21 protein-coding genes and 1 pseudogene are annotated in these 19,055 nt (G+C 71.2%); 10 read left to right on the top strand and 12 right to left on the bottom strand.

Annotated features, from left to right (window positions below; translation table 11 throughout):
• Positions 1–174: 174 nt before the first annotated feature.
• Both AB0O76_RS25685 and AB0O76_RS25680 read right to left on the bottom strand, forming a co-directional pair.
• On the bottom strand, positions 175–1,086 hold the full coding sequence (locus AB0O76_RS25685) for a nitroreductase/quinone reductase family protein (protein ID WP_365495724.1): 912 nt from the start codon (positions 1,084–1,086) through the stop codon (positions 175–177).
• 288 nt (positions 1,087–1,374) lie between these two features.
• Positions 1,375–2,019, bottom strand: coding sequence for a cysteine hydrolase (locus tag AB0O76_RS25680; RefSeq protein WP_365495722.1), 645 nt, complete (start codon positions 2,017–2,019; stop codon positions 1,375–1,377).
• 161 nt (positions 2,020–2,180) lie between these two features.
• Here AB0O76_RS25680 and AB0O76_RS25675 point away from each other — a divergent pair, with 161 nt between their 5' ends.
• Positions 2,181–2,648, top strand: coding sequence for a pyridoxamine 5'-phosphate oxidase family protein (locus tag AB0O76_RS25675; RefSeq protein WP_365495719.1), 468 nt, complete (start codon positions 2,181–2,183; stop codon positions 2,646–2,648).
• Between the two features lie 9 nt (positions 2,649–2,657).
• On the opposite strand, the gene AB0O76_RS25670 is transcribed toward AB0O76_RS25675, so the two are convergent.
• The gene (locus AB0O76_RS25670; RefSeq protein WP_365495716.1) at positions 2,658–3,560 is read right to left on the bottom strand and encodes a LysR family transcriptional regulator; all 903 of its coding nucleotides are present in this window, start codon (positions 3,558–3,560) and stop codon (positions 2,658–2,660) included.
• Positions 3,561–3,635: 75 nt separating this feature from the next.
• On the opposite strand from AB0O76_RS25670, the gene AB0O76_RS25665 reads away from it, so the two are divergent.
• Positions 3,636–4,628, top strand: coding sequence for a DMT family transporter (locus AB0O76_RS25665; protein WP_365495713.1), 993 nt, complete (start codon positions 3,636–3,638; stop codon positions 4,626–4,628).
• Positions 4,629–4,635: 7 nt separating this feature from the next.
• Here the strand turns inward: AB0O76_RS25665 and AB0O76_RS25660 are convergent, their stop codons facing one another.
• Positions 4,636–5,967: an aminotransferase class I/II-fold pyridoxal phosphate-dependent enzyme gene (locus AB0O76_RS25660; RefSeq protein ID WP_365495711.1), complete on the bottom strand. Its 1,332-nt coding sequence runs from the start codon at positions 5,965–5,967 to the stop codon at positions 4,636–4,638.
• A gap of 37 nt (positions 5,968–6,004) precedes the next feature.
• Here AB0O76_RS25660 and AB0O76_RS25655 point away from each other — a divergent pair, with 37 nt between their 5' ends.
• Positions 6,005–6,709, top strand: a complete 705-nt coding sequence (locus AB0O76_RS25655; RefSeq protein ID WP_365495708.1) for a pyridoxamine 5'-phosphate oxidase family protein — start codon at positions 6,005–6,007, stop codon at positions 6,707–6,709.
• On the top strand, positions 6,709–7,344 hold the full coding sequence (locus tag AB0O76_RS25650) for an FMN-binding negative transcriptional regulator (protein ID WP_365495705.1): 636 nt from the start codon (positions 6,709–6,711) through the stop codon (positions 7,342–7,344). The genes AB0O76_RS25655 and AB0O76_RS25650 overlap by 1 nt, the downstream gene beginning before the upstream one ends.
• Before the next feature lie 101 nt (positions 7,345–7,445).
• Here the strand turns inward: AB0O76_RS25650 and AB0O76_RS25645 are convergent.
• The 3 genes and pseudogenes from AB0O76_RS25645 to AB0O76_RS25635 all read right to left on the bottom strand — a co-directional run.
• Positions 7,446–8,366: pseudogene (locus tag AB0O76_RS25645) on the bottom strand (DMT family transporter); the annotation flags it as partial.
• A 153-nt stretch (positions 8,367–8,519) separates the two neighbouring features.
• Positions 8,520–9,542 (bottom strand): EamA family transporter, encoded by a 1,023-nt coding sequence (locus AB0O76_RS25640; protein WP_365495702.1) that lies wholly within the window; start codon positions 9,540–9,542, stop codon positions 8,520–8,522.
• A gap of 46 nt (positions 9,543–9,588) precedes the next feature.
• Positions 9,589–10,188 (bottom strand): Clp protease N-terminal domain-containing protein, encoded by a 600-nt coding sequence (locus tag AB0O76_RS25635; protein WP_365495699.1) that lies wholly within the window; start codon positions 10,186–10,188, stop codon positions 9,589–9,591.
• Between the two features lie 191 nt (positions 10,189–10,379).
• Here AB0O76_RS25635 and AB0O76_RS25630 point away from each other — a divergent pair, with 191 nt between their 5' ends.
• Positions 10,380–10,568: a hypothetical protein gene (locus tag AB0O76_RS25630; RefSeq protein ID WP_135331802.1), complete on the top strand. Its 189-nt coding sequence runs from the start codon at positions 10,380–10,382 to the stop codon at positions 10,566–10,568.
• A gap of 21 nt (positions 10,569–10,589) precedes the next feature.
• Here AB0O76_RS25630 and AB0O76_RS25625 read toward each other — a convergent pair whose 3' ends face one another.
• Positions 10,590–11,405: a putative protein N(5)-glutamine methyltransferase gene (locus tag AB0O76_RS25625; protein ID WP_365495695.1), complete on the bottom strand. Its 816-nt coding sequence runs from the start codon at positions 11,403–11,405 to the stop codon at positions 10,590–10,592.
• 300 nt (positions 11,406–11,705) lie between these two features.
• Between AB0O76_RS25625 and AB0O76_RS25620 the strand changes: the two genes are divergently transcribed.
• Positions 11,706–12,134: an SRPBCC family protein gene (locus AB0O76_RS25620; RefSeq protein ID WP_365495692.1), complete on the top strand. Its 429-nt coding sequence runs from the start codon at positions 11,706–11,708 to the stop codon at positions 12,132–12,134.
• 111 nt (positions 12,135–12,245) lie between these two features.
• On the opposite strand, the gene AB0O76_RS25615 is transcribed toward AB0O76_RS25620, so the two are convergent.
• Positions 12,246–12,860 carry a PadR family transcriptional regulator gene (locus tag AB0O76_RS25615; RefSeq protein WP_365495689.1) on the bottom strand — a complete coding sequence of 205 codons (615 nt, stop codon included), beginning with the start codon at positions 12,858–12,860 and terminating at the stop codon, positions 12,246–12,248.
• Positions 12,861–12,913: 53 nt separating this feature from the next.
• Between AB0O76_RS25615 and AB0O76_RS25610 the strand changes: the two genes are divergently transcribed.
• Positions 12,914–13,156, top strand: a complete 243-nt coding sequence (locus AB0O76_RS25610) for a methyltransferase domain-containing protein (RefSeq protein WP_365495686.1) — start codon at positions 12,914–12,916, stop codon at positions 13,154–13,156.
• Positions 13,156–13,371 (top strand): hypothetical protein, encoded by a 216-nt coding sequence (locus AB0O76_RS25605; RefSeq protein WP_365495683.1) that lies wholly within the window; start codon positions 13,156–13,158, stop codon positions 13,369–13,371. The genes AB0O76_RS25610 and AB0O76_RS25605 overlap by 1 nt, the downstream gene beginning before the upstream one ends.
• On the opposite strand, the gene AB0O76_RS25600 is transcribed toward AB0O76_RS25605, so the two are convergent.
• Entirely contained in the window at positions 13,347–13,712 is a 366-nt protein-coding gene (locus AB0O76_RS25600) for a hypothetical protein (RefSeq protein WP_365495680.1), read from the bottom strand. The genes AB0O76_RS25605 and AB0O76_RS25600 overlap by 25 nt on opposite strands.
• A gap of 171 nt (positions 13,713–13,883) precedes the next feature.
• Here AB0O76_RS25600 and AB0O76_RS25595 point away from each other — a divergent pair, with 171 nt between their 5' ends.
• Positions 13,884–14,705, top strand: a complete 822-nt coding sequence (locus AB0O76_RS25595; protein ID WP_365495677.1) for a PhzF family phenazine biosynthesis protein — start codon at positions 13,884–13,886, stop codon at positions 14,703–14,705.
• A gap of 51 nt (positions 14,706–14,756) precedes the next feature.
• On the opposite strand, the gene AB0O76_RS25590 is transcribed toward AB0O76_RS25595, so the two are convergent.
• Positions 14,757–15,557, bottom strand: a complete 801-nt coding sequence (locus AB0O76_RS25590) for a type II CAAX endopeptidase family protein (RefSeq protein WP_365495674.1) — start codon at positions 15,555–15,557, stop codon at positions 14,757–14,759.
• A gap of 166 nt (positions 15,558–15,723) precedes the next feature.
• Here AB0O76_RS25590 and AB0O76_RS25585 point away from each other — a divergent pair, with 166 nt between their 5' ends.
• Positions 15,724–17,496 carry a substrate-binding and VWA domain-containing protein gene (locus AB0O76_RS25585; protein WP_365495671.1) on the top strand — a complete coding sequence of 591 codons (1,773 nt, stop codon included), beginning with the start codon at positions 15,724–15,726 and terminating at the stop codon, positions 17,494–17,496.
• A gap of 3 nt (positions 17,497–17,499) precedes the next feature.
• Here the strand turns inward: AB0O76_RS25585 and AB0O76_RS25580 are convergent, their stop codons facing one another.
• A complete protein-coding gene (locus tag AB0O76_RS25580) occupies positions 17,500–19,017 on the bottom strand; it encodes a glutamate--cysteine ligase (RefSeq protein WP_365495668.1) in 1,518 nt (505 codons plus the stop codon).
• Between the last annotated feature and the right edge of the window lie 38 nt (positions 19,018–19,055).

Genomic DNA, 19,055 nt, shown 5'->3' with positions numbered 1-19,055 from the left:
GATGGGTCCTGCCGGGGTCGCGACCCCTGGCACGCACATCTGCCGCGTTGTCGTCGGTTGCCAACGCTCCGCGTTGTCGCCCTCCTCCGCCTTGCAGCTGCACGCACCAGGGCCCGCTCGGCCCTGCTGAATCGGCACCCGGCGCGAAGACCGGCCCGACCCATCGGACAGGCCCTAGGAGGCGGGCGGCGCCGGCGGCCACGGAATGTCGGCGAGGAGCGGGAGCACGATCCCTTCCTCGTAGTCGAGGTGGGCCAGCAACTCCTTGGACATCCGGGCCAGTTCGGCCCGGAAGTGCTCGGGGTCGGCCGTCCCGACGTCGGCGAGCAGGGCGACAAGGTCGTCCTGGATGCGCGCCACCGTGCGGTGTTCCTCCTGGATGCGGTCCATGGCCTCCCGAAGATGCGGATGGTGGTGTGCGACCACGGGGAAGACATGGCCGTCCTCGCTGGTGTGGTGGAACTCCAGGGTCTGGCAGAACGCCAGGCAGTGCTGCCGGATCTGCAGCCCGAGGCCGGGCGCGGGCGGCTCGCCGGGCCCCTGGTGGGCCGCCCGTGCGGCGAAGTGGGCGTCGGTCTCGGCGCTCACGTGCCGCAGTTGATGGCGCAGCCAGGTGTGGATCTCCAGGATCTTGTCGGCGAGGCTTGTGACCTCACGGGGCCCTTCACCCGGGGCGGGTTCGGAGCGCTCCAGGGCCACGACCGGCAGGATCCTGGTGGTCCGCTCCTGGTAGTCGGCGTATCCGGGCACGGCTTCGACGACACGCCGGAAGAGCCGGTCACGGCGCTCTCCTTCGGCGGGGACGGCGATCGCTTCGAACTCCTCGCCGCCGATCTCCACGCCGACCCCGGGGTGGGCGAGCAGGTTGTGGTACCAGGCGGGGTGGCGTGGCGAGCCGAGGTTGGACCCGACGACGAGCAGCAGGTCGTCGACGCGCACATAGCCGAGAGGGGCGGTGGTCCGCTCCCCCGACTTGGCGCCGGTGGTGGTGAGCAGGAGGAGATCGCCGCCTTCGAAGGGGCCACCGACCTTCCCCCCGTTGGCTCGGAACTCTTCGATGACGGACTGGTTGAACGACGTGGGCATGCTGAGGTGACTCTCCAGGCAAGAAGGTGAAGTCCGCGCAGGACGACAGGACATGCGTCCGCGCAGGACGAGGAAAGGGAGGGGGACGCCGAGCGCGATTGATGCGCTTGCGTCAGTACGTCGGTCGACGCGCTCGCGTCAGATACGGCGCGTCAGATACGGGATGCGGAGTACGAACTCATGACACGTCCCTGAGTGAAGGTGCTCGCCCGGCATCCGGCCTGCCCACTGCTCTTTGGCCGGTGCCACGCGGCACGCGCCCCATTACAGACGCGTGGCCGTCACCTGTCAAACGCCGGGCCGCCGGCGCTTCCAGACGCCGAGGACGTCCTCGGTGGTGGTGACGGTGGCGACCAGGGAGAGCGTGTTGCGGATCATCGCGGGGGTGTAGTCGGCGGGGACGCCCGCGATGGCGTCAGCGGGCACGACGGCGGTGTATCCGAGGTTCACGGCATCGAAGACGGAGTTCGGGATCGCCACGTTCGCCGAGACTCCGGTCACCAGGAGCGTGCGGCACCCCAGGTTGCGCAGCAGCGGGTCGACATCCGTGCCCGCGATGGGCGAAAGACCGTGCAACCGCCGCACGATGAAGTCCTCTTCGGACACCTCGATGGGCGGTGCGATGCGTACGGCCCTGGTCCCGGAGAGCTGCTGCACGGGCAGCCGGCCCGCGGCGCGGAAGAGCCGCGCGTTGTGGTTGGCGCCCCGCCCGTCGGGGCGCCGCTCGGCGACGGCGTGCAGGACCTGGGTCCCGGCCTGGTGGGCCGCGGAGACGAGCCGCGCGACATTGCCGATGGCGCCCGACTCCCTTGCCTCCTTGGCGAGTTCGGGCAGCGCGCTCTCCGTCCCCACGACGCCCTGCTGGCACTCGACGGTCATCAGCACGGTGGTGGCGGGGTCGAGGAGTTCCCTGAGCTGTTCGTACGACGGCATGGTTTCCCCTGTCGCTCTGTCGCCCTGTCGCTGTCGCCCTGTCGCTGTCCGGGATGCGCGGAGGCTAGCGGCCATTGCGTCACGACGGAAGAGACCGCATCCTTCTTCCCTGACGCACCATCAGCCAAGAGATGCATCAGCTACGGATGTACGGAGGACGCATGGCCGTCACACAGCGCCGGGGCCGCAGGATCATGATGTCGCCGGGCGAGCTCGACGAGTTCCTCTCCACGGAACGCACCTGCCGGGTCGCGACCGTGTCCGGCGACGGCGCCCCGCACGTCAGCGCCCTCTGGTTCGCGTGGGACGGCACGTCCCTGTGGCTGTTCTCGATCACCCGCAGCAAGCGCTGGGCGGATCTGCGGCGCGATCAGCGGATCGCCGCGGTGATCGACACGGGTGTGGAGTACGCGGAGCTGCGGGGCGCGGAGCTTTCCGGGACGGCGGCTTTCGTCGGCGAGGCGCCGCGCACGGGCGAGCCGTGCCCCGAACTCGACGCCCCCGAGCGGCTGTTCGCCCAGAAGCACTTCGGGATGGACTCGATGCCGTACGACGGAAAGCACGCGTGGATCCGGCTTACGCCGGACGCGATCTCCTCTTGGGACTTCCGGAAGCTGGCGCAGCTCTAGCCCCGCCCGCTAGCGCAGTCCCGCCCCCACCCCCTGAAGTGCCTCCACCGCCGCCCTGATCGACGGGCGCCGGTCCGCGTCCGCGCGCCACACCACGTACACATGACGCCGTACGCGATGGCGCACCGGGACCGCCCTGACGCCGGCCGGCATCGGGTCGCGCCCCAACTGCGGTGCCACGCAGACGCCGAGGCCCGCGGCCACCAGGGCGAGCTGGGTGTGATGCTCCTCCGCGCGGTGCGCGATGCGCGGCTCGATGCCCTTGGCGCGCAGGGTGAACATCAGCCACTCATGGCAGAACTCCCCCTCGGCCCAGGTGATCCACTCGTCGTCCGCGAACTCGTCGAGGTCCACTTCGGCGCGGTCGGCGAGGGGATGCGCGGCCGGCATCGCGACATCGGCGGGGTCGTCGAGGAGGGGCGCCTTGACCAGGCCTTCGGGCATCGGCAGCGGCTTGTTGTACCAGTCGAGGACGACCGCCATGTCGATGTCGCCGCGCACCACGGCGGCGACTCCGGGCTGCGGCTCCAACTCCTGGGAGCTGACGCGCAGTCCGGGGTGGTCGGTGCGCAGCACGGAGAGCGTGGCGGGCAGCAGGCCTCGCATCGCGGTGGGGAACGCCGCGAGCCGCAGCTCGCCAACTGCCTTGCCCCGCTGCTCCTCCAGGTCGGACTGGGCGAGCTCGACCTGGGAGAGGATGCGCGCGGCGTGGTCGGCGAGCAGCCGTCCGGCGTCGGTGAGGCGCACGCCCCGGCCGTTCTTGGCGAGCAGCTGCTGGCCCACCTCGCGCTCCAGCTTGGTCATCTGCTGCGAGACCGCCGACGTGGTGACGTGCAGCCCGGCCGCGGCCCCGCTGACCGAGCCGTGCCGGGCGAGTGCGTCGAGGGTGCGCAGGCGCTCCAGGTTCAACATGTAAGCAATGCTACGCGATACCAGGAACTTAATCTCGCTTGTGCTACGAGATGGACTGCACCCATCGTGGCGTACATGAGCGTCGCCACCACTCCCGTCACGGCCGCGTCGTCGGCCCACTCCCCCGCCCCGCCCCGGCGCCGCCGCGCCCTCGGCTGGCATGTGCGCTTCGGCGTCCTCTCGCTGATCTGGGGCTTCAGCTTTCTGCTCATCAAGGTCGGCACGGAGGGGTACGCGCCCTTCCAAGTCACCCTGGGGCGGCTCGTGTTCGGCACGGCCGTCGTGGCGGCCGTGCTCGTCGTGAAGCGCGAGCGGCTGCCGCGCGGGGCCCGGACGTGGGGGCATCTGACGGTCTCGGCGTTGCTGCTCAACGCCCTGCCGTTCTCGCTGTTCGCGTACGCGGAGCTGACCATCCCGTCCACGCTTGCCGGGATCTGCAACGCGACGTCGCCCCTGTGGGGCATGGCCCTCTCCCTGGTCGCGCTCTCCGAGGACCGCCCGACGCGGCGCAGGGTCGCGGGCCTTGGCATCGGCTTCTTCGGCGTGCTGACGGTGCTCGGCGCCTGGCAGGGCTTCAGCGGCCTGGACTTCGGCGGCACGGCGATGGCGCTGCTCGCCTCGCTCAGCTACCCGATCGGCTGGATCTATGTCCGGCGCACGCTGGCCGGTTCCGGCCACTCCAATCTCTCCCTGTCCGGCGCGCAGTTGCTGGTCGCGACCGTCGAACTGGCCGTGGTGACCCCGCTGTTCACGTCCTTTCCCACGCACTTCCCGGTCGTGCCGCTCCTGGCGATCGTGGCCCTGGGCGCGCTCGGCACCGGCCTGGCCTTCCTGATCCAGTACGGCCTGGTCTCCGAAGTCGGGCCGACGACCGCCCAGATGGTCACCTACTTCATCCCGGTCATCGCCACCGCCGCGGGCGTTGCCGTGCTCGGCGAGTCCCTGAGCTGGTCGACGCCGGTCGGCGCGGTGATCGTCCTGGCGGGCGCGGCCCTCACCCAGTCCCGCCCGAGGGACCGCGCGCCGGACCGGGCCAGCCGCAAGTCGCCCCGGCCCGAGCGCTCGTGACGCCGCGTCACTCGTAACGCCGCGCGGGAGCGGGCCCGGCTGCGGAGGCGACGGCGTCCGCCACGGCCTCGATGTCGTCGTCGCCGAGTGTCGAGACCGTGATCCGCACCCCGGGCCGCGCGTTCATCCGGAACCGCGCCCCCGGGGCGACGGCCCACCCCGCGTGCAGCAGCCTGGCGACCGCACCGGTCTCGTCCGGCACGGGCACCCAGACGTTCATGCCGCTGCGCCCGTGCGCCACGACACCCCGCGCCGCGAGCCCGGCGATCAGCGCGTCACGCCGCCTCCCGTACGACGCCGCCACCTCGGCGGCTTCCACCGCCCCGTCCTCCCACAGCCGCACCACGGCCCGCTGCGACAGATGGCTCACCCACCCGGGGCCGAGCCGCTGCCGCCCCTGGAGGCGGTCAACGGTCACGGGGTCCCCGGTGAGCACGGCGAGGCGCAGGTCGGGGCCGTACGCCTTGGCCGTGGAACGGACGAACGCCCAACTCCGTGTCACACCCGCCAGCGGGTGCAGCGGCAGGTCGACGATGCCGTGGCCGTGGTCGTCCTCGATGAGCAGCACATCCTTGTGCGCTGCCAGAACTTTTCGCAGCGCACGCGCGCGTGGGGCGCTGATCGCGGCGCCCGTCGGATTCTGGGCGCGGTCGGTGACGATGAGCGCGCGGGCGCCGCCGCGCAGCGCCTGCTCCACATCCGCGGGCAGCGGCCCCTCGTCGTCGACCCCCACGGGGACCGTGCGCAGCCCGAGCACGGGCACCAGATCCAGCAGGCTGCCCCACCCCGGGTCCTCGACCGCCACCGCGTCGCCGGGCTTGAGATGGGCCGCGAGCACCCGCTCGATGGCGTCGAGCGATCCGGAGGTGACGGCGACTGGACCGCCGGGAACCCCGTCCTCGGCGAAGGCCACGCGCGCGTGGCGCTCCATGTCCGGGTCCACGGCCGCCTCGCCGTAGAGCACAGGACGCCGGTCGCCCTCCGCCGCGGCGGCCGCGAACACCTCGGCGAGCGGGGGCAGCAGCTCCGTGTCCGGATTGCCGTTGGAGACATCCCGCACGCCGGACGGCACGTCCACGCGGATCAGCTCGCGCACCGTCGTCGCGGGCTTGGGCCGTACGCGGCTGCCGCGGCGCCCCGCCGTCTCGATGACGCCCCGTTCCCGCAGCGTGCGATAGGCGGCGGCCACCGTATTGGGATTCACCCCGAGCCGCTCCGCCAACTCCCTCATCGGCGGCAGGAGTTGACCCGGCTCAAGGCCGCCGTCACCCACCGCGCGCTCCACGCTGGCCGCGATCTCGGCTGCGCGCTTGCCTTCGATCGGATACTCTACTAGCACAAAGCAGATTATGCACTAGTGCAATGGAGAAGGCAACATGAGCGTCGCATCCGAGCCCGGCATCGAGACCGCCACCGACACCGCCTCGTACGCGCCGACCGACCGCACCGTCCCCACCCGCGCCCGGGAACGTGCCGCGTACGACCACGCGTCGGTGCACGCGATACTCGACGAGGCCTATGTCTGCCATCTCGGCTTCGTGCGCGACGGCGCCCCCGTGGTCCTGCCGACGCTGTACGGCCGGGTGGGCGAGACCCTGTACGTGCACGGCTCGACGGGCTCGCGTCCGCTGCGGATGGCCGGTGCCGCGCCGCAGGACGACCCGGGGCTCCAGGTGTGCCTGACGGTCACCCACGTCGACGGCCTCGTCCTGGCCCGCTCGGCCTTCCACCACTCGATCAACTACCGCTCCGTGGTGGTCCACGGCACCGCGTACCAGGTCACGGACCCCGAGGAGAAGCGCACCGCGCTCGACGCGCTCGTCGACCATGTCGTGCCGGGCCGCTCGGCCGACTCCCGCCCCGCGAACGGCAAGGAACTGGCGGCCACCGCCGTGCTCCGCCTCGACCTCACCGAGGTGTCCGCGAAGGCGCGCACCGGCGGCCCGAACGACGAGCCCGAGGACCTCGACCTCCCGTACTGGACGGGCGTAGTGCCCCTGCGCAAGGGCCACGACCCCCTCATCCCGGCGGACGACCTGGCCCCCGGCATCGCGGTCCCGGACTACCTGATCGAACTGTGATGCTGATCCACCCCTGGGACGCGCCGCGCTCCGACGCCGAATGGCAACAGTGGCTCGCTGCCCACGACTTCGGGCAGCTCGCCGTGAACGGCCTGCCAGGAGAGCCCCCGCACGTCCAGCCGACTCACTTCGCGTACGACCCCGAACACGGCCCGCACGGCCGGGTGATCCTCCACCTGGCGCGCCCCAACCCGCTGTGGCCCGCGCTCGAAGCCGATCCCGAAGTGCTACTGAGCGTGGTGGACGACTACGTGTACGTGCCCGGCCCGTGGCAGGCACCCCCGGACACCCCGCCCGAGCACGGCGTGCCGACCAGCTTCTACGCCGCCGTCCAACTCCGCTGCACCGCCCGCGTCGTCGACGCCCCGGAGGAGAAGGCCGAGCTGCTCAACCGCCAGGTCGACCGCTTCCAGCCGGCGGGCGGATCAGCGCGGGCCGCCGTGGGCGAGGCACCGTACGGCCGCATGCTCTCCGGCATCCGGGGCCTGTGCCTCGAAGTCACCGACGTACGGGCCAAGTTCAAGTACGCGAGTCACAAGCCCGCGGAGGTCCAGGACCGGATCGCCGCGGGCCTCGCCGAGCGCGGCGAGACGCGCGACGCGGCGGCGCACGCCCACCAGCTGCGCCGACGCTGAAGCCCGTGCACGCGGGGCGTGGCCGCATCGGCCGCGCCCCGCGCCGCGTTCACACCAGGGACGCCACCGGCTCCGCCTCGCGCCGGGCCGCCACCGCCCCCCCGCGTCTCCGCAACCGCGAGCCCAGTCACCGCACCCAGCATCAGCAGCGTGCCGACGACGGTCGACAGGGTCAGCTCCTCGCCGAGCAGGACAACGGCGATCACCGCGGCGCTCAACGGCTCGAGCAGCGTGATCACGGAGACGGTCGCGGACCGCACGACCGCGGCACCCGCGAAGTACAGCGCATAGGCGACCGCCGTCGGGATCGCCGCGATGTACAGCAGATAGAGGCCCATGCGCGCCGGCTCGGCGGTGTGCGGCACAAGACCCTCCACCGCGGCGAGCGGCAGCAGGCAGACGGCCACCACGGCGAACGACCAGATGGTCGTGTCGGACGAGTCGGCGCCGCCGTCCCGCCCCCACCACCGCGTCAGCAGCGTCATCACGGCGTACGCGGCCGCCGAGGCAAGGCCCCACGCGACACCCGCCGTCCGCACACTGGCGCCACCACCCCCGACGACGAGCACCACCAGACCGGTCAGCGCCCCGGCCACGGCGACGACCCCGCCGAGCCCGAGCCGCTCGCCCATCGTGATCCGCGCCCCGAGCGCGATGAGCACCGGGCCCGACCCCATCGCGACGACCGTGCCGACCGCGAGGCCCGTCGACTCGACGGACGCGAAGTAGGCGGTCTGGAACACGGCGAGGGCCACCCCGGTCACCACGATCCGCGGCAGCCTGCGGCGCAGCGGCACGGTGCCCGCGGCCGACGCGGACCGGCGGCGCCCCCGCACGAGACGGGCCGCAAAGAGCAGGGCGAAGCCGCCCACGCAGCGCCAGAAGGACAGGCTCACCGGCCCCATGTCGCCGGTCCGGAAGACCAGCGCGGCGGCGGCACCGGCGGTGCCCCACGCCGTACCGGCGACGATCAGATAGAACAGGCCACGTCCGACGGACAGGCCGGAGACAGCATTCGACACGTCGAGTTCTCCGCAGAAAGAAGGAAGGTTCCTGGTCTCCGTCTGCGGGCAGCGTCGCTCCACCCGGCGACCGGCCGGGTGTGATCCAGGAAGTGCCCGCGCCTAAGCGGCGGGCGGCGGAAGAACGAGCGCGTTCGAATGCATGATCACAACCTAGGTGGCGCTGCTGGTCGACGACAACTGCGTATCGGGGTCCGGAACTCCACTCGCAGCAGGCTCCGGCCGGGGCTTGGCGGGCGTGGACGACTGGGCGATGAACGCCCCGGCGAGCACCACCGCGCCCCCGATGATCTGCGGCGCCGACAGATGCTCGCCCAGCATGATCCAGGCGAGGACGGTCGCGATGACCGCCTCAAGGCAGGCCACGACACCGGCCACCTGCGGGGAGAGCCGACGCACGGAAAGGACCCCGGTGACGTACGCGATGACGGTCGCCACCAGCACGATCCAGCCGATCAGGGCCCACGCGGGGACCGAGGAGCCGTCCATGTCGGCGCTGCCCGCGAGCACCGACCAGTCCATGCCCCAAGGGCGGGCCACCACGGTGAGCACGGCGGCGCCGATGAGCAGTCCGTACGCGATGACGCCGAGCGGATCGGGGGCCTCGTCGCCCGCGTCGCTGCCCTGGTCGGACAGGACGAAGTAGCCGACCTGGCAGCACGCGGCGCCGAGGGCGAGCAGCAGGCCCACGGCGTCGAAGCTCAGCCCGGCCCACACCTCGACGACACAGGCGAGCCCGCCGACCGCGAGCACCACGCCGACCGCGGCCGCGCGCGTCACGGGCCGCCGCTGCACGAACCGCACCCAGCCGAGGACGAGCGCGGGCGCCAGGTACTCGACCAGGAGCGCGACGCCGACGGGGATGCGGGAGATCGCCGCGAAGTAGCAGGCCTGGACGCCGGCCACGGCGAGCAGGCCGAAGCCGAGGAGGAGCGCGGGCCTGCGCAGGACCAGCGCGCGGTGGCGCCAGGCGACGGGCAGCATCACCAGGGCGGCGCCCGCCACCCGCAGCCACACCACGTGGAGCGGGTCGAGGCCCACCTCGATCAGCGGCTTGGCCGCGACGCCCGATCCGCCGAAGGCGATCGCCGAACCGAGGGCGAGCCCCAGGCCGACGCCCCTTCCCTGGCTCGCCCGCGAGCCTGCCTGATTCCCCTGAGACGCTTGCACCGGCACATCATGACAGGACGCGTCATGAGCGTCACCCCCGATAGCCCCTGTCTCAATCGGCGGACGACTCGGCGGAGATCTCGGCGGACGACTCGGCGTACGGATCCAGGAACCCGTCGCCCGGCGCACCGCTGGACGCAGCCGCCTCGATCCTCCGCAGCAGCGCCTTCGCGTCGGCACCGGCCCGCCCAAGCACCTCGACAGCGCGGCAGTCCGGATCGGCGACGAGCACCGCCATGAGGTCCACGCCGACGGCACGCGGTTCGCCGCGCAGGGCCGCCCGAGCGATGGCCGCCTCCATGGCGGTGGCCGCCGACGGCGACAAGGCCGTCTCCTTGGGAGATGTCACCAGTGGCACGGCCCCGGAGTCCTCCACGGTGCCCTGCCACTGCAGTCCGTACCCGATGCTGCGCTGCACCAGATAGCCGAGGAGCCGCACCACTTGGGCGCCGTCGTCGATGACCGCCCGCACATCGGGGTCGGCCTCCAGGAGCGAGTGCAGCAGGTGCGCGGTGTCGATCTGCCGGTCCCCGTCACGCACCGCGCGCCGGCGCGCACCGGCCACCACCGACGCCAGCGAAGCACTGAGCCGGGATTCGATGTCTGCGCGGGTCGGGCCGGGCTCGGCGCCCTGCGATGTACGGCTTTGCACATCTCCCACCCCATCAGTCCCCGGCGACGTTGTCATCGGCGGCGGGAAGCATCTTCGCGTCCGACACAGGTTGGGTACGCCTGAGTGGGCTCTCCTCCTTACGGATGAGATCCGACCGTTCTTCCCCGAGGGGCGCGCGCCGCCTTGATGTGCGCCGCAACCATCACACCCCCACCGATCGTCTTTCGGGCATGGAGAGCAGGTGCTGGATGGTCGCGCTGCCCGCGATCGACGGCAGGCAGTACGTGTACCGGGTGTACGCCCCGGACGACGCACTGCCCGCCGACCTGTTCTGGGAAGCCTGGCACTGCCACGACGAGAGCCGGCTCCCCCGGGCCTGCGATCTCTTCGACGCGGCGGTGATCCGCAAGGTCGGCTGAGCGGCGGGCCACGCCTCCGGGCTACGCCTCCAGCGTCCCGATGATGACCGTCGCGTACAGCTCGTCGTCGCTCACCGACCGCGGCACGAGACCGCCGTCGGCGACCGCTTCGAGCGCGTACGGCACCTGCCGCTCGCTCGTCTCGAACAGCAGCCGGCCGCCGGGGGCCAGCCAGCGCGCGGCGTCCGCGGTCACCCGGCGCAGCACGTCGAGTCCGTCGGCGCCGCCGTCGAGCGCCACCCGCGCCTCGTGGATCCGGGCCTCCGGCGGAAGCAGGCCGACCTCTTCGGTCGGTACGTAGGGGACGTTGGCCAGCAGAATATCGACGCGGCCGCGGAGAGCCGCGGGCAGCGGTGCGTAGAGATCGCCCTCGTAGACCTCTGCGCCTATGCCTGCGACGTTGCGCCGGGCGCACCGCACCGCGGCGGGGTCGATGTCGGCGGCGTACAGCTCGACCTTGTCGACGGCCGCGCCCAACGCGGCCCCCAGCGCGCCCGATCCGCAGCACAGATCGACGACGACCGCTCCGGGTCCCGCCGAATCGGCGGCCTGCCGCACGAGGAACTCGGTGCGCCGCCGCGGCACGAAGACCCCGGCGTCCACGGCGATCCGCAGACCGCAGAACTCCGCCCAGCCCAGGACGTGTTCGAGCGGAAGACCGGTGACGCGCCGGTCCACCATGGCGGCGAGTTCGGCGGGGTCGTGGGCCGTGGAGATGAGCAACTCCGCCTCGTCCTCGGCGAAGACACAGCCGGCGGCGCGCAGCGTGGCGACGACAGCAGCCGTGGTGGGCGAGGGCAGGGACGAAGACGCGGGTGATGACGGTGAAGCCGACATGAAAGAACCTTTCGGGATGCCTGTGGGGCTCCCTCGGTCACCTATGCCGGGTGAACCGCGCGGTCGCGAGAGGGGAGCACCCGACCTGCTACTGCGGTAATGGGTCCCACCTCCTCGGTCCGTATCCCTGCGTCGGTCGCAGGAGACGGCCACAGTACCCGACCCGCATCCCGGCGGCATCGGCGCACCCAAGGACGGATCTGACGGTTCATCAGTATTGAATGTTCGAGGCCCTGCGGCTACGTTCCGCGACACCGCAGCTGCGCCCCGCCGCAGCGCCCAACGAGAAGGGGTCGTCGCATGGCCGAAGTCAGCGCGGAAGCACGGATCGAGGCGCCCGCCGAGAAGGTCTGGGCCCAACTCACCGACTTTTCCTCGTACGGCGAATGGAACGCCACGCACACCAGCTTCCCCAAGGGCGGCCCCGCCACGCTGGAGGTCGGCGGCACCTTCGCGGAGAACATGAAGCTGATGGGCTTCCCCGCCGAGGTCGCCTGGACGATCGAGGAGCTGGAAAGCGCGCGCACGCTGGCGATCCGGGGCAAGGGCCCGATGGGCGTGAACGTCGGCACCCGCTACAGCCTCACCCCCGACGGGGACGCGACCACGGTGCGCATCGACGGGGAGTTCACGGGCGCGGCGGTCTCCCTGATGGCGGGCAAGCTCACGGACTCGGCGACGGCGGCGCTGACCGAGTCGCTGCGCAAACTGGGCGGCCTGGTGACCTGAACGCTGGTCGCACACAGCTCCGTACGCACAAATCCGTACGCACAAAGAGGCGCCCCGCACATCGCATGCGGGGCGCCTCACCGGCAATGAGGGTCGGTGACCCCCACCGCCTCAGTCCTCATCGGCGAGGATCAGATACAGCTTCTTACGGGCGTCGTTGATGACCGTGAGCGCCTTCTCGCGCTGCTCCTTGCTGCCGGTCTTCCAGACCTGGCCGAACGCCTCCATCAGGCCGAAGCCGGCCTGCCGGATCTCGTTCAGCGTCTCCCAGTCGACCCCGCGCCCGGCCTCTTCCCAGGGCGCGTCGGGCCCCTCTTCGGCCGCCTCGCGTCCTGCGTCGGTGAGCGAGAAGAGCTTCTTGCCGCCCTCGCTCGCGCTGCTGATCAGGCCCTCGTCCTCCAGGAGCTGGAGGGTGGGGTAGACCGAGCCGGGGCTGGGCTTCCACGCCCCGCCGCTGCGCTCGGCGATCTCCTGGATCATTTCGTAGCCGTGCATCGGCCGGTCCTTCAGGAGGGCCAGGATCGACGCACGTACATCGCCGCGTCGGGCCCTGCCCCGGGGACCGCCCCTGCCGCCGCGCCCGCCGCCCCAAGGGCCGCCGGGACCGCCGAAGCCGGGGCCGAAGGGACCGAACGCCGCGCGCCGCCCCTCGAAACCGCCCCGGCCCTCATGACCGGGGCCGCAGTGGCCACGCCCGTGCTCGTGTTCATGTCCGTGGGTACGCATCGCCATCACTCCTTTGATGTCATCGATCAACGTCTTGTCGTTGATCAGTCGCGATGCGTCAACGATATATCGGAACTACTCGCCCGGCAAGCCCCTTCTTCTGTCCTGGCAAGGTCACGGCGTATCTGGCGGACCCGGGTCTGACGGCGTTCGGCATCGACCTGTCCCCGAAAATGGTCGAGCTCGCCCGGCGGCGACATCCGCACCTGAACTTCGCGGCGGGTCCGATGACCGCGCTGCCGCTCCGGGACGGCCGACCGAGTTCCGTCGCACGCTCGCGCCCGGCGGTGTGCTGATGCCAGCCGGCCACGCAGGCGAGGACCTGCGCCTGCGGCCGACGCACGCCTACGGAGGACATCCGGTGTCCTACGAGTCCCATCTGCTGCCCGCGGAACGGATCGCCGAGCTTCTGGAGCAGGCCGAACTCGCCGTCACCGCACGGCTGGTCGAGCCGAACGCCGCGGGCAGCGGCCGCCGCACCGGAGGTCAGCCCATCTGCGCCTTGACGTAATCGATCACCTCGTGGAACTCCTTCGTGGGCGAGAAGTCGATGTACTCGCAGTCCTCGAGCGCCTCCGGGGCATGGCCGGGCGCCCAGTAGAAGGCCTCGCCCGCTTCGTAGATCTCATCGCCGGACGCCGTACGCATCTTCAGGCGCCCCTTGAACAGGTACCCCCAGTGCGGACACGGGCACAGACCGTCCGGCATTCCGGTGAGAACCGGCGCCATGTCCGTGCCCTGCGGAAGCCGCGCGAACGCCACGGTCATGTCGCCCCCGACGTCCCGCATCCGCAGCTCCACACCGCCGCCCTCGATCGCGACGGGAGTGTCGTCGCGCGTCGTCGCCGTCATGGTTCCTCCTCTGCGGGCCCACTTCCGGGCCCAAGGAATCCCGTCCCTTCCAGCCTCTGCCCACGGGGTACGGGACGCGAGGCGAGATGGGATCGGCGAAGGGGCCAATCGGGCCACCCACCCGCAATTGGCCTTGGCTCGACCCCACATTGGCCCGCTAGCGTCGTCGACATGCCGACTTCCCACCGCATCCGCGTCGTCGACGCCTTCACCGACCACCCCTTCACCGGCAACCCGGCAGGCGTCCTGCTCCTCGACGCCTTCCCGGACGACGCCTGGCTCCAGCACGTGGCCGCAGAGATCAACCACGCCGAGACGGCCTTCGCCCACCGCCTCCCCGTGCACGGCGAAGCCGACTGGGCCCTGCGGTGGTTCACACCCACCACCGAGGTCGACCTCTGCGGCCACGCCACCCTCGCCACCGCCCATGTCCTGCACACCACGGGGGCCGCCACCGGACCCGTGCGCCTCGCCACCCGCAGCGGCGTCCTCATCACCACCGCGCACGACGACGGCACCATCACCATGGACTTCCCGACCGCCCCGCTCACACCGGCCGAGATCCCCGACGGCGTCGCCGAAGCCCTGGGCGCCGAGCCCCTCGCGGCGTACGACGCCGGAGACAACCTCGGTGACCTGCTCGTCGAGTTCGCGGACGAGAAGACGGTGCGCGCACTGACCCCCGACCACAAGGCCCTCGTCCGGCACTCCCGGCGCGGCATCATCGCGACCGCCCGCGCCGAAGACCCCACCCGTGGCTACGACTTCGTCTCCCGCTGCTTCTTCCCGCGCGTCGGCATCGACGAGGACCCGGTGACGGGCAGCGCCCACACCGCCCTGGCCCCCTTCTGGTCCCAGCGCATCGGCCGCACGGAACTGACCGGCCTGCAGGCCTCGGCCCGCACCGGCCTCGTCCGCACCGAACTGCGCGGCGAGCGCACCCTGTTGACGGGCAGCGCGGTCACGGTCATCGAGGGCGAACTGCACGCCTGACGGGACGGTGGGGACGTACCGAGTCGTGTCGTACGTCCCCACCGGGCCGCGCTACGGAGTCGGCAGCCACCCCACCTTGCCGGCCAGCAGGGCGTACCCGACGAACGCCCCGATATCCAGCAGCGAATGGGCCACCACCAGCGGTCCGACCCGCCCCCACCGCCGGTAGAGCAGCACGAAGACCACGCCCATCGCCATGTTGCCGAGGAATCCGCCGATGCCCTGGTAGAGGTGGTAGGAGCCGCGCAGCACCGAGCTGCCGACCAGCGCGGCCATCGGCGTCCACCCCAACTGCCCACACCTGCGCAGCAGATAGCCGACGACGATCACTTCCTCAAGCACCGCGTTCTGCACCGCGGAGAGCACGAGGACCGGGTACTTCCACCACACCTCGGGCAGATCCTCCGGCACCACGGTGAGGTTGAACCCGAGGCCCCGCGCCGCCAGATAGAAGGCGATCCCGGTACTGCCGATCACCGCGGCGATCGCCGCCCCGCGCCCCAGATCGGGCCACGGGCGGCTCCGGTCGAAACCGATCGTGCGCAGTCCTGCGCCCTCCCTGATCAGGAAGTGCGCGACCAGCGCCACCGGCACCAACGCGGTCGTAATTCCGAACAATTGCCACGCGAGATCAAGCCAGGGACGCCCCGGAGCGGCGGACGCGTTCATCGTCGCCGCCTGGTCCTTCAGACCACCCGGTTTGGTGACCGATCCGACAAAGCTGATCAGCGCGGACACACCACTCGCGCCGAGCGAAAGAGCCAGGACGAGCAGCGCCTCGTCCCGGAAGATCCGCCGCGATGGCTCCTCCGGTCGAAAAGAACCAGCCAACGACCCGGGCTCCGCTTGCACTCCGCCTCCAGTTGAGTAATCCCGCCTCATCCTCACCCGCGCCCCGCTAGGGTCTCGAAAGAAGTTACGAAGATCGTGCGCGACAGGCCGAGGGGGACGGACGCCGATTGCGGTCGTGCCACCCCCTCTTTCCTTGCTTCATCACTCAAGGAGGGGCACCACCGCCATGGGACGTCACAGCTTGCCCGATGAGTACGGGACGGTCGCACCCGACCCACGACCGCCCAGGCGCGGCCGCACCGTGGCCATCGCGACGGCGCTCGTCCTGGCGGTCGCCGCGGGCACCGCGTTCGCCGTCCGCAGCGACCTGCTCTCCTTCGGCGGATCGTGCAGCGAGGACGCGGTCCGGCTGAATGTCGTCGCCGCACCGGACATCTCCCCGGCGCTGCGCGCGGCCGCCGACGACGCCCGCGAGAAGCAGGTCACGTCCGACGGGCACTGCATCGACGTACGCGTCACCGCCCGCGATTCGTACAAGGTGGCCGACGAACTCCGGGCGGGCAAGGGCGATCCGGAGTACGACGTGTGGGTGCCGGACTCCGACCTGTGGGTGCGGCGCGTCGGCCTCGGCGGCAAACAGACCAAGGTGGTCCCCGCGGGGAACATCGCATCGTCACCGGTCGGCATGGCCATGGTGCCGTCCGCCGCCGAGTCCCTCGGCTGGCCCAAGAAGACGTACGCCTGGCCGGAGTTGGCCAGCGCCGCGATGAAGGGCGACAAGCTGCGGCTCGGCGCCGCCGACCCGGCGCGCAGCGCGACCGGGCTGCTCGCCCTCGCCAAGCTGGGCGCGTCGGCGAAGAAGTCGGGCGGCGCGGAGGGCGACACCCAGGCGGCCGGCATGGCCAAGGCGCTGTCCGCGCGAACCGCCGACAGCGACGGCCAGCTGCTCGACACCCTGGCCCGCGACGACTCGGGCACCGAGCAGGGCAACCCGCGCCGCAATCAGGCGCTGATCCTCTCCGAGCAGGCGGCGTTCCGGCACAACGCGTCGGCGGGCGAGGAGAACAGCCTCGACATGTTCTATCCGAAGGACGGCTCACCGCGCCTCGACTACCCGTACACGCTGGTCGAGGAGGACCGTCTCTCCACGGACCAGAGCCGGGCGGCGCTGCGCTTCATGACGCTGTTCAGGGACGACGCCGGGCGCGGGATCCTGGAGAAGCACGGCTTCAGGACCGACGACGAGCAGGTGTCCGAGAAGCTCGTCACCGCCGCCGGCGGCCGCACCCCGCAGCCGTACACGGACGACGCGACCGAGCCGCCGTCGGACAAGCAGCTCCAGGAGACCCTCGGCATGTGGACGATCACGGTCCAAAGTGCCCGGCTCAGCACGGTCGTCGACGTGTCGGACTCCATGAGCGAATGGGTGCCGGGCCGCGAGCAGACCCGCATGGAGGTCACCAAGTCCTCGCTCCTGCAGGCACTCGCGGGCTTCACCGACGAGGACGAGATCGGGCTCTGGGAGTTCGCCACCGCGCTCGACGGGGAGCGCGACTACCGCAAGCTGGTGGCGACCGAGCGGCTCGGCGACCGCAAGGGCGACGGCACCCAACGGGACAAGATCTCCGAGGCGTTCAGTGATCTGCAGCCCATTCCGGGCGGCGCGACCGGCCTGTACGACACGACGCTCGCCGCGTACAGGGAGGCGACGTCGACGTACGCGAGCGGCAAGTTCAACGCGCTGGTGGTGCTCACCGACGGCGCCAACCAGGACCCCGGCTCCATCTCGCGCAGCAGCCTCATCTCCCAGCTGGGGGAGCTCGCCGACCCCAAGCGCCCGGTGCCGCTCATCGCGATCGCCGTCGGCCCGAACGCGGACAAGGAAGAGGTCAAGCAGATCGCGGAGGCGACCGGAGGCTCCGGCCACCAGGTCGACGACCCGTCGCAGATCCACGCGGTCATCCTCAAGGCCATCATGGAGGCGGGCAGCCAGGGCTGAGCCTCAGCTCAGAACCGCCGGTTCGGGCAGCCCCACCGGCCAGGTGTGCACCGGGTCCCCCGAGTGCATCAGCTCGGCGTAGCGACGGGTGGTGGCGGCGAGCGCGGCCTCGCGTTCGAGCCCGGTCTCCAGGGCCTGGTGGTACGTCGCCGCCTGCCAGGACGCCCCGTTCACCCGCCGCCTGCACCGCTCCTCGATCACGCCGAGGTAGAAGTCCCGGTCGGCGGGCTCCACGCCCCACGCGTCGAGCCCCGCGGCGGCCAGCGGAAGCAGTTCGTCGCGGACCAGCGAGACCGCGGGCACCTCGACGATCCCGCCGTATCTGCCGCGCCGCGGCCACTTCAGGCGGGCCTCGATGCCGTAGCGGCACGCGGTGTCGAAGTTGTCGGCCGCGGCCTCGAAGGGCAGCCGGGTCCACACCGGCCGCGCCTCCTCGGCCAGTGCGCGTACGAGGCCGTAGTAGAAGGCGGCGTTCGCGATGACGTCGGTGACGGTGGGGCCCGCGGGCAGGACGCGGTTCTCCACCCGCAGATGCGGGACGCCGTCGGCGATGCCGTACACCGGGCGGTTCCAGCGGTAGACGGTGCCGTTGTGCAGGACGAGTTCGGCAAGGCTCGGCACCCGGCCGTCGTCGAGCACCTCCAGCGGGTCCTCGTCGTCCATGAGAGGAAGGAGCGCCGGGAAGTACCGCAGGTTCTCCTCGAAGAGTTCGTACGCGTCCGTGATCCAGCGCTCCCCGAACCAGGTACGCGGCCGTACGCCCTGCGCCTGCAGTTCGGGCGGCCGGGTGTCCGTGGACTGCAGGAACAGCGGCGGCCGCGACTCGCGCCACAGCTCGCGGCCGAACAGGAACGGCGCGTTGGCGCCCACGGTGATCTGCGCGGCGGCCACGGCCTGCGCCGCGTTCCACACGTCGGCGAACCGTCCCGGGGTGACCTGGAGGTGCAACTGCACGGAGGTGCACGCCGCTTCGGGTGCTATCGACGTGGAGGTGCAGGTCAGCCGCTCCACGCCGGTGATGTCCAGGGCGAACTCCTCACCGCGCGCAGCCACGATCTGGTCGTTGAGCAGGGCGTAGCGGTCGACGTCGGAGAGGTTCCCGGAGACCAGGTCGTGGTGGGCGAGGGTCGGCAGAATGCCGATCATGACGATGCCGGCGTTCACCTCGTTCGCTTTACGGTGGGCATAGGCGAGGCCGGTGCGCAGCTCCTCGGCGAGGCGGTCGAGAACGCGGCCGCCCAATCGGTGCGGAGCGATATTGACTTCGAGATTGAACATTCCGAGTTCCGTCTGGAAGTCGCGGCTCGCGATGCGCTCGAGAACTTGCGCATTCATCATTCTCGGCATGCCGTCGGGTCCCGCCAGATTCAGCTCGATCTCCACGCCCATCAGATTCTTGGGCCGGTCGAACCGCTCCTCGTCCAACAGCCTCCGTAACCCCGCGAGACACTCCCTGAGCTTGCTTCGATACCGGTTCCGCTCGGACAGGTCAAACGTTCCTGCTACGACCTTCTCCCCCATCGAAGCGTCCCCTCCTCGGATGGGCAGCCAATGATCCG

It is taken from the genome of Streptomyces sp. NPDC086554 (assembly GCF_040686095.1).
Taxonomy (GTDB): domain Bacteria; phylum Actinomycetota; class Actinomycetes; order Streptomycetales; family Streptomycetaceae; genus Streptomyces.
The sequence above is the reverse complement of the archived record's forward strand: the minus strand, read 5'-3'. Positions and strand labels throughout refer to the sequence as shown.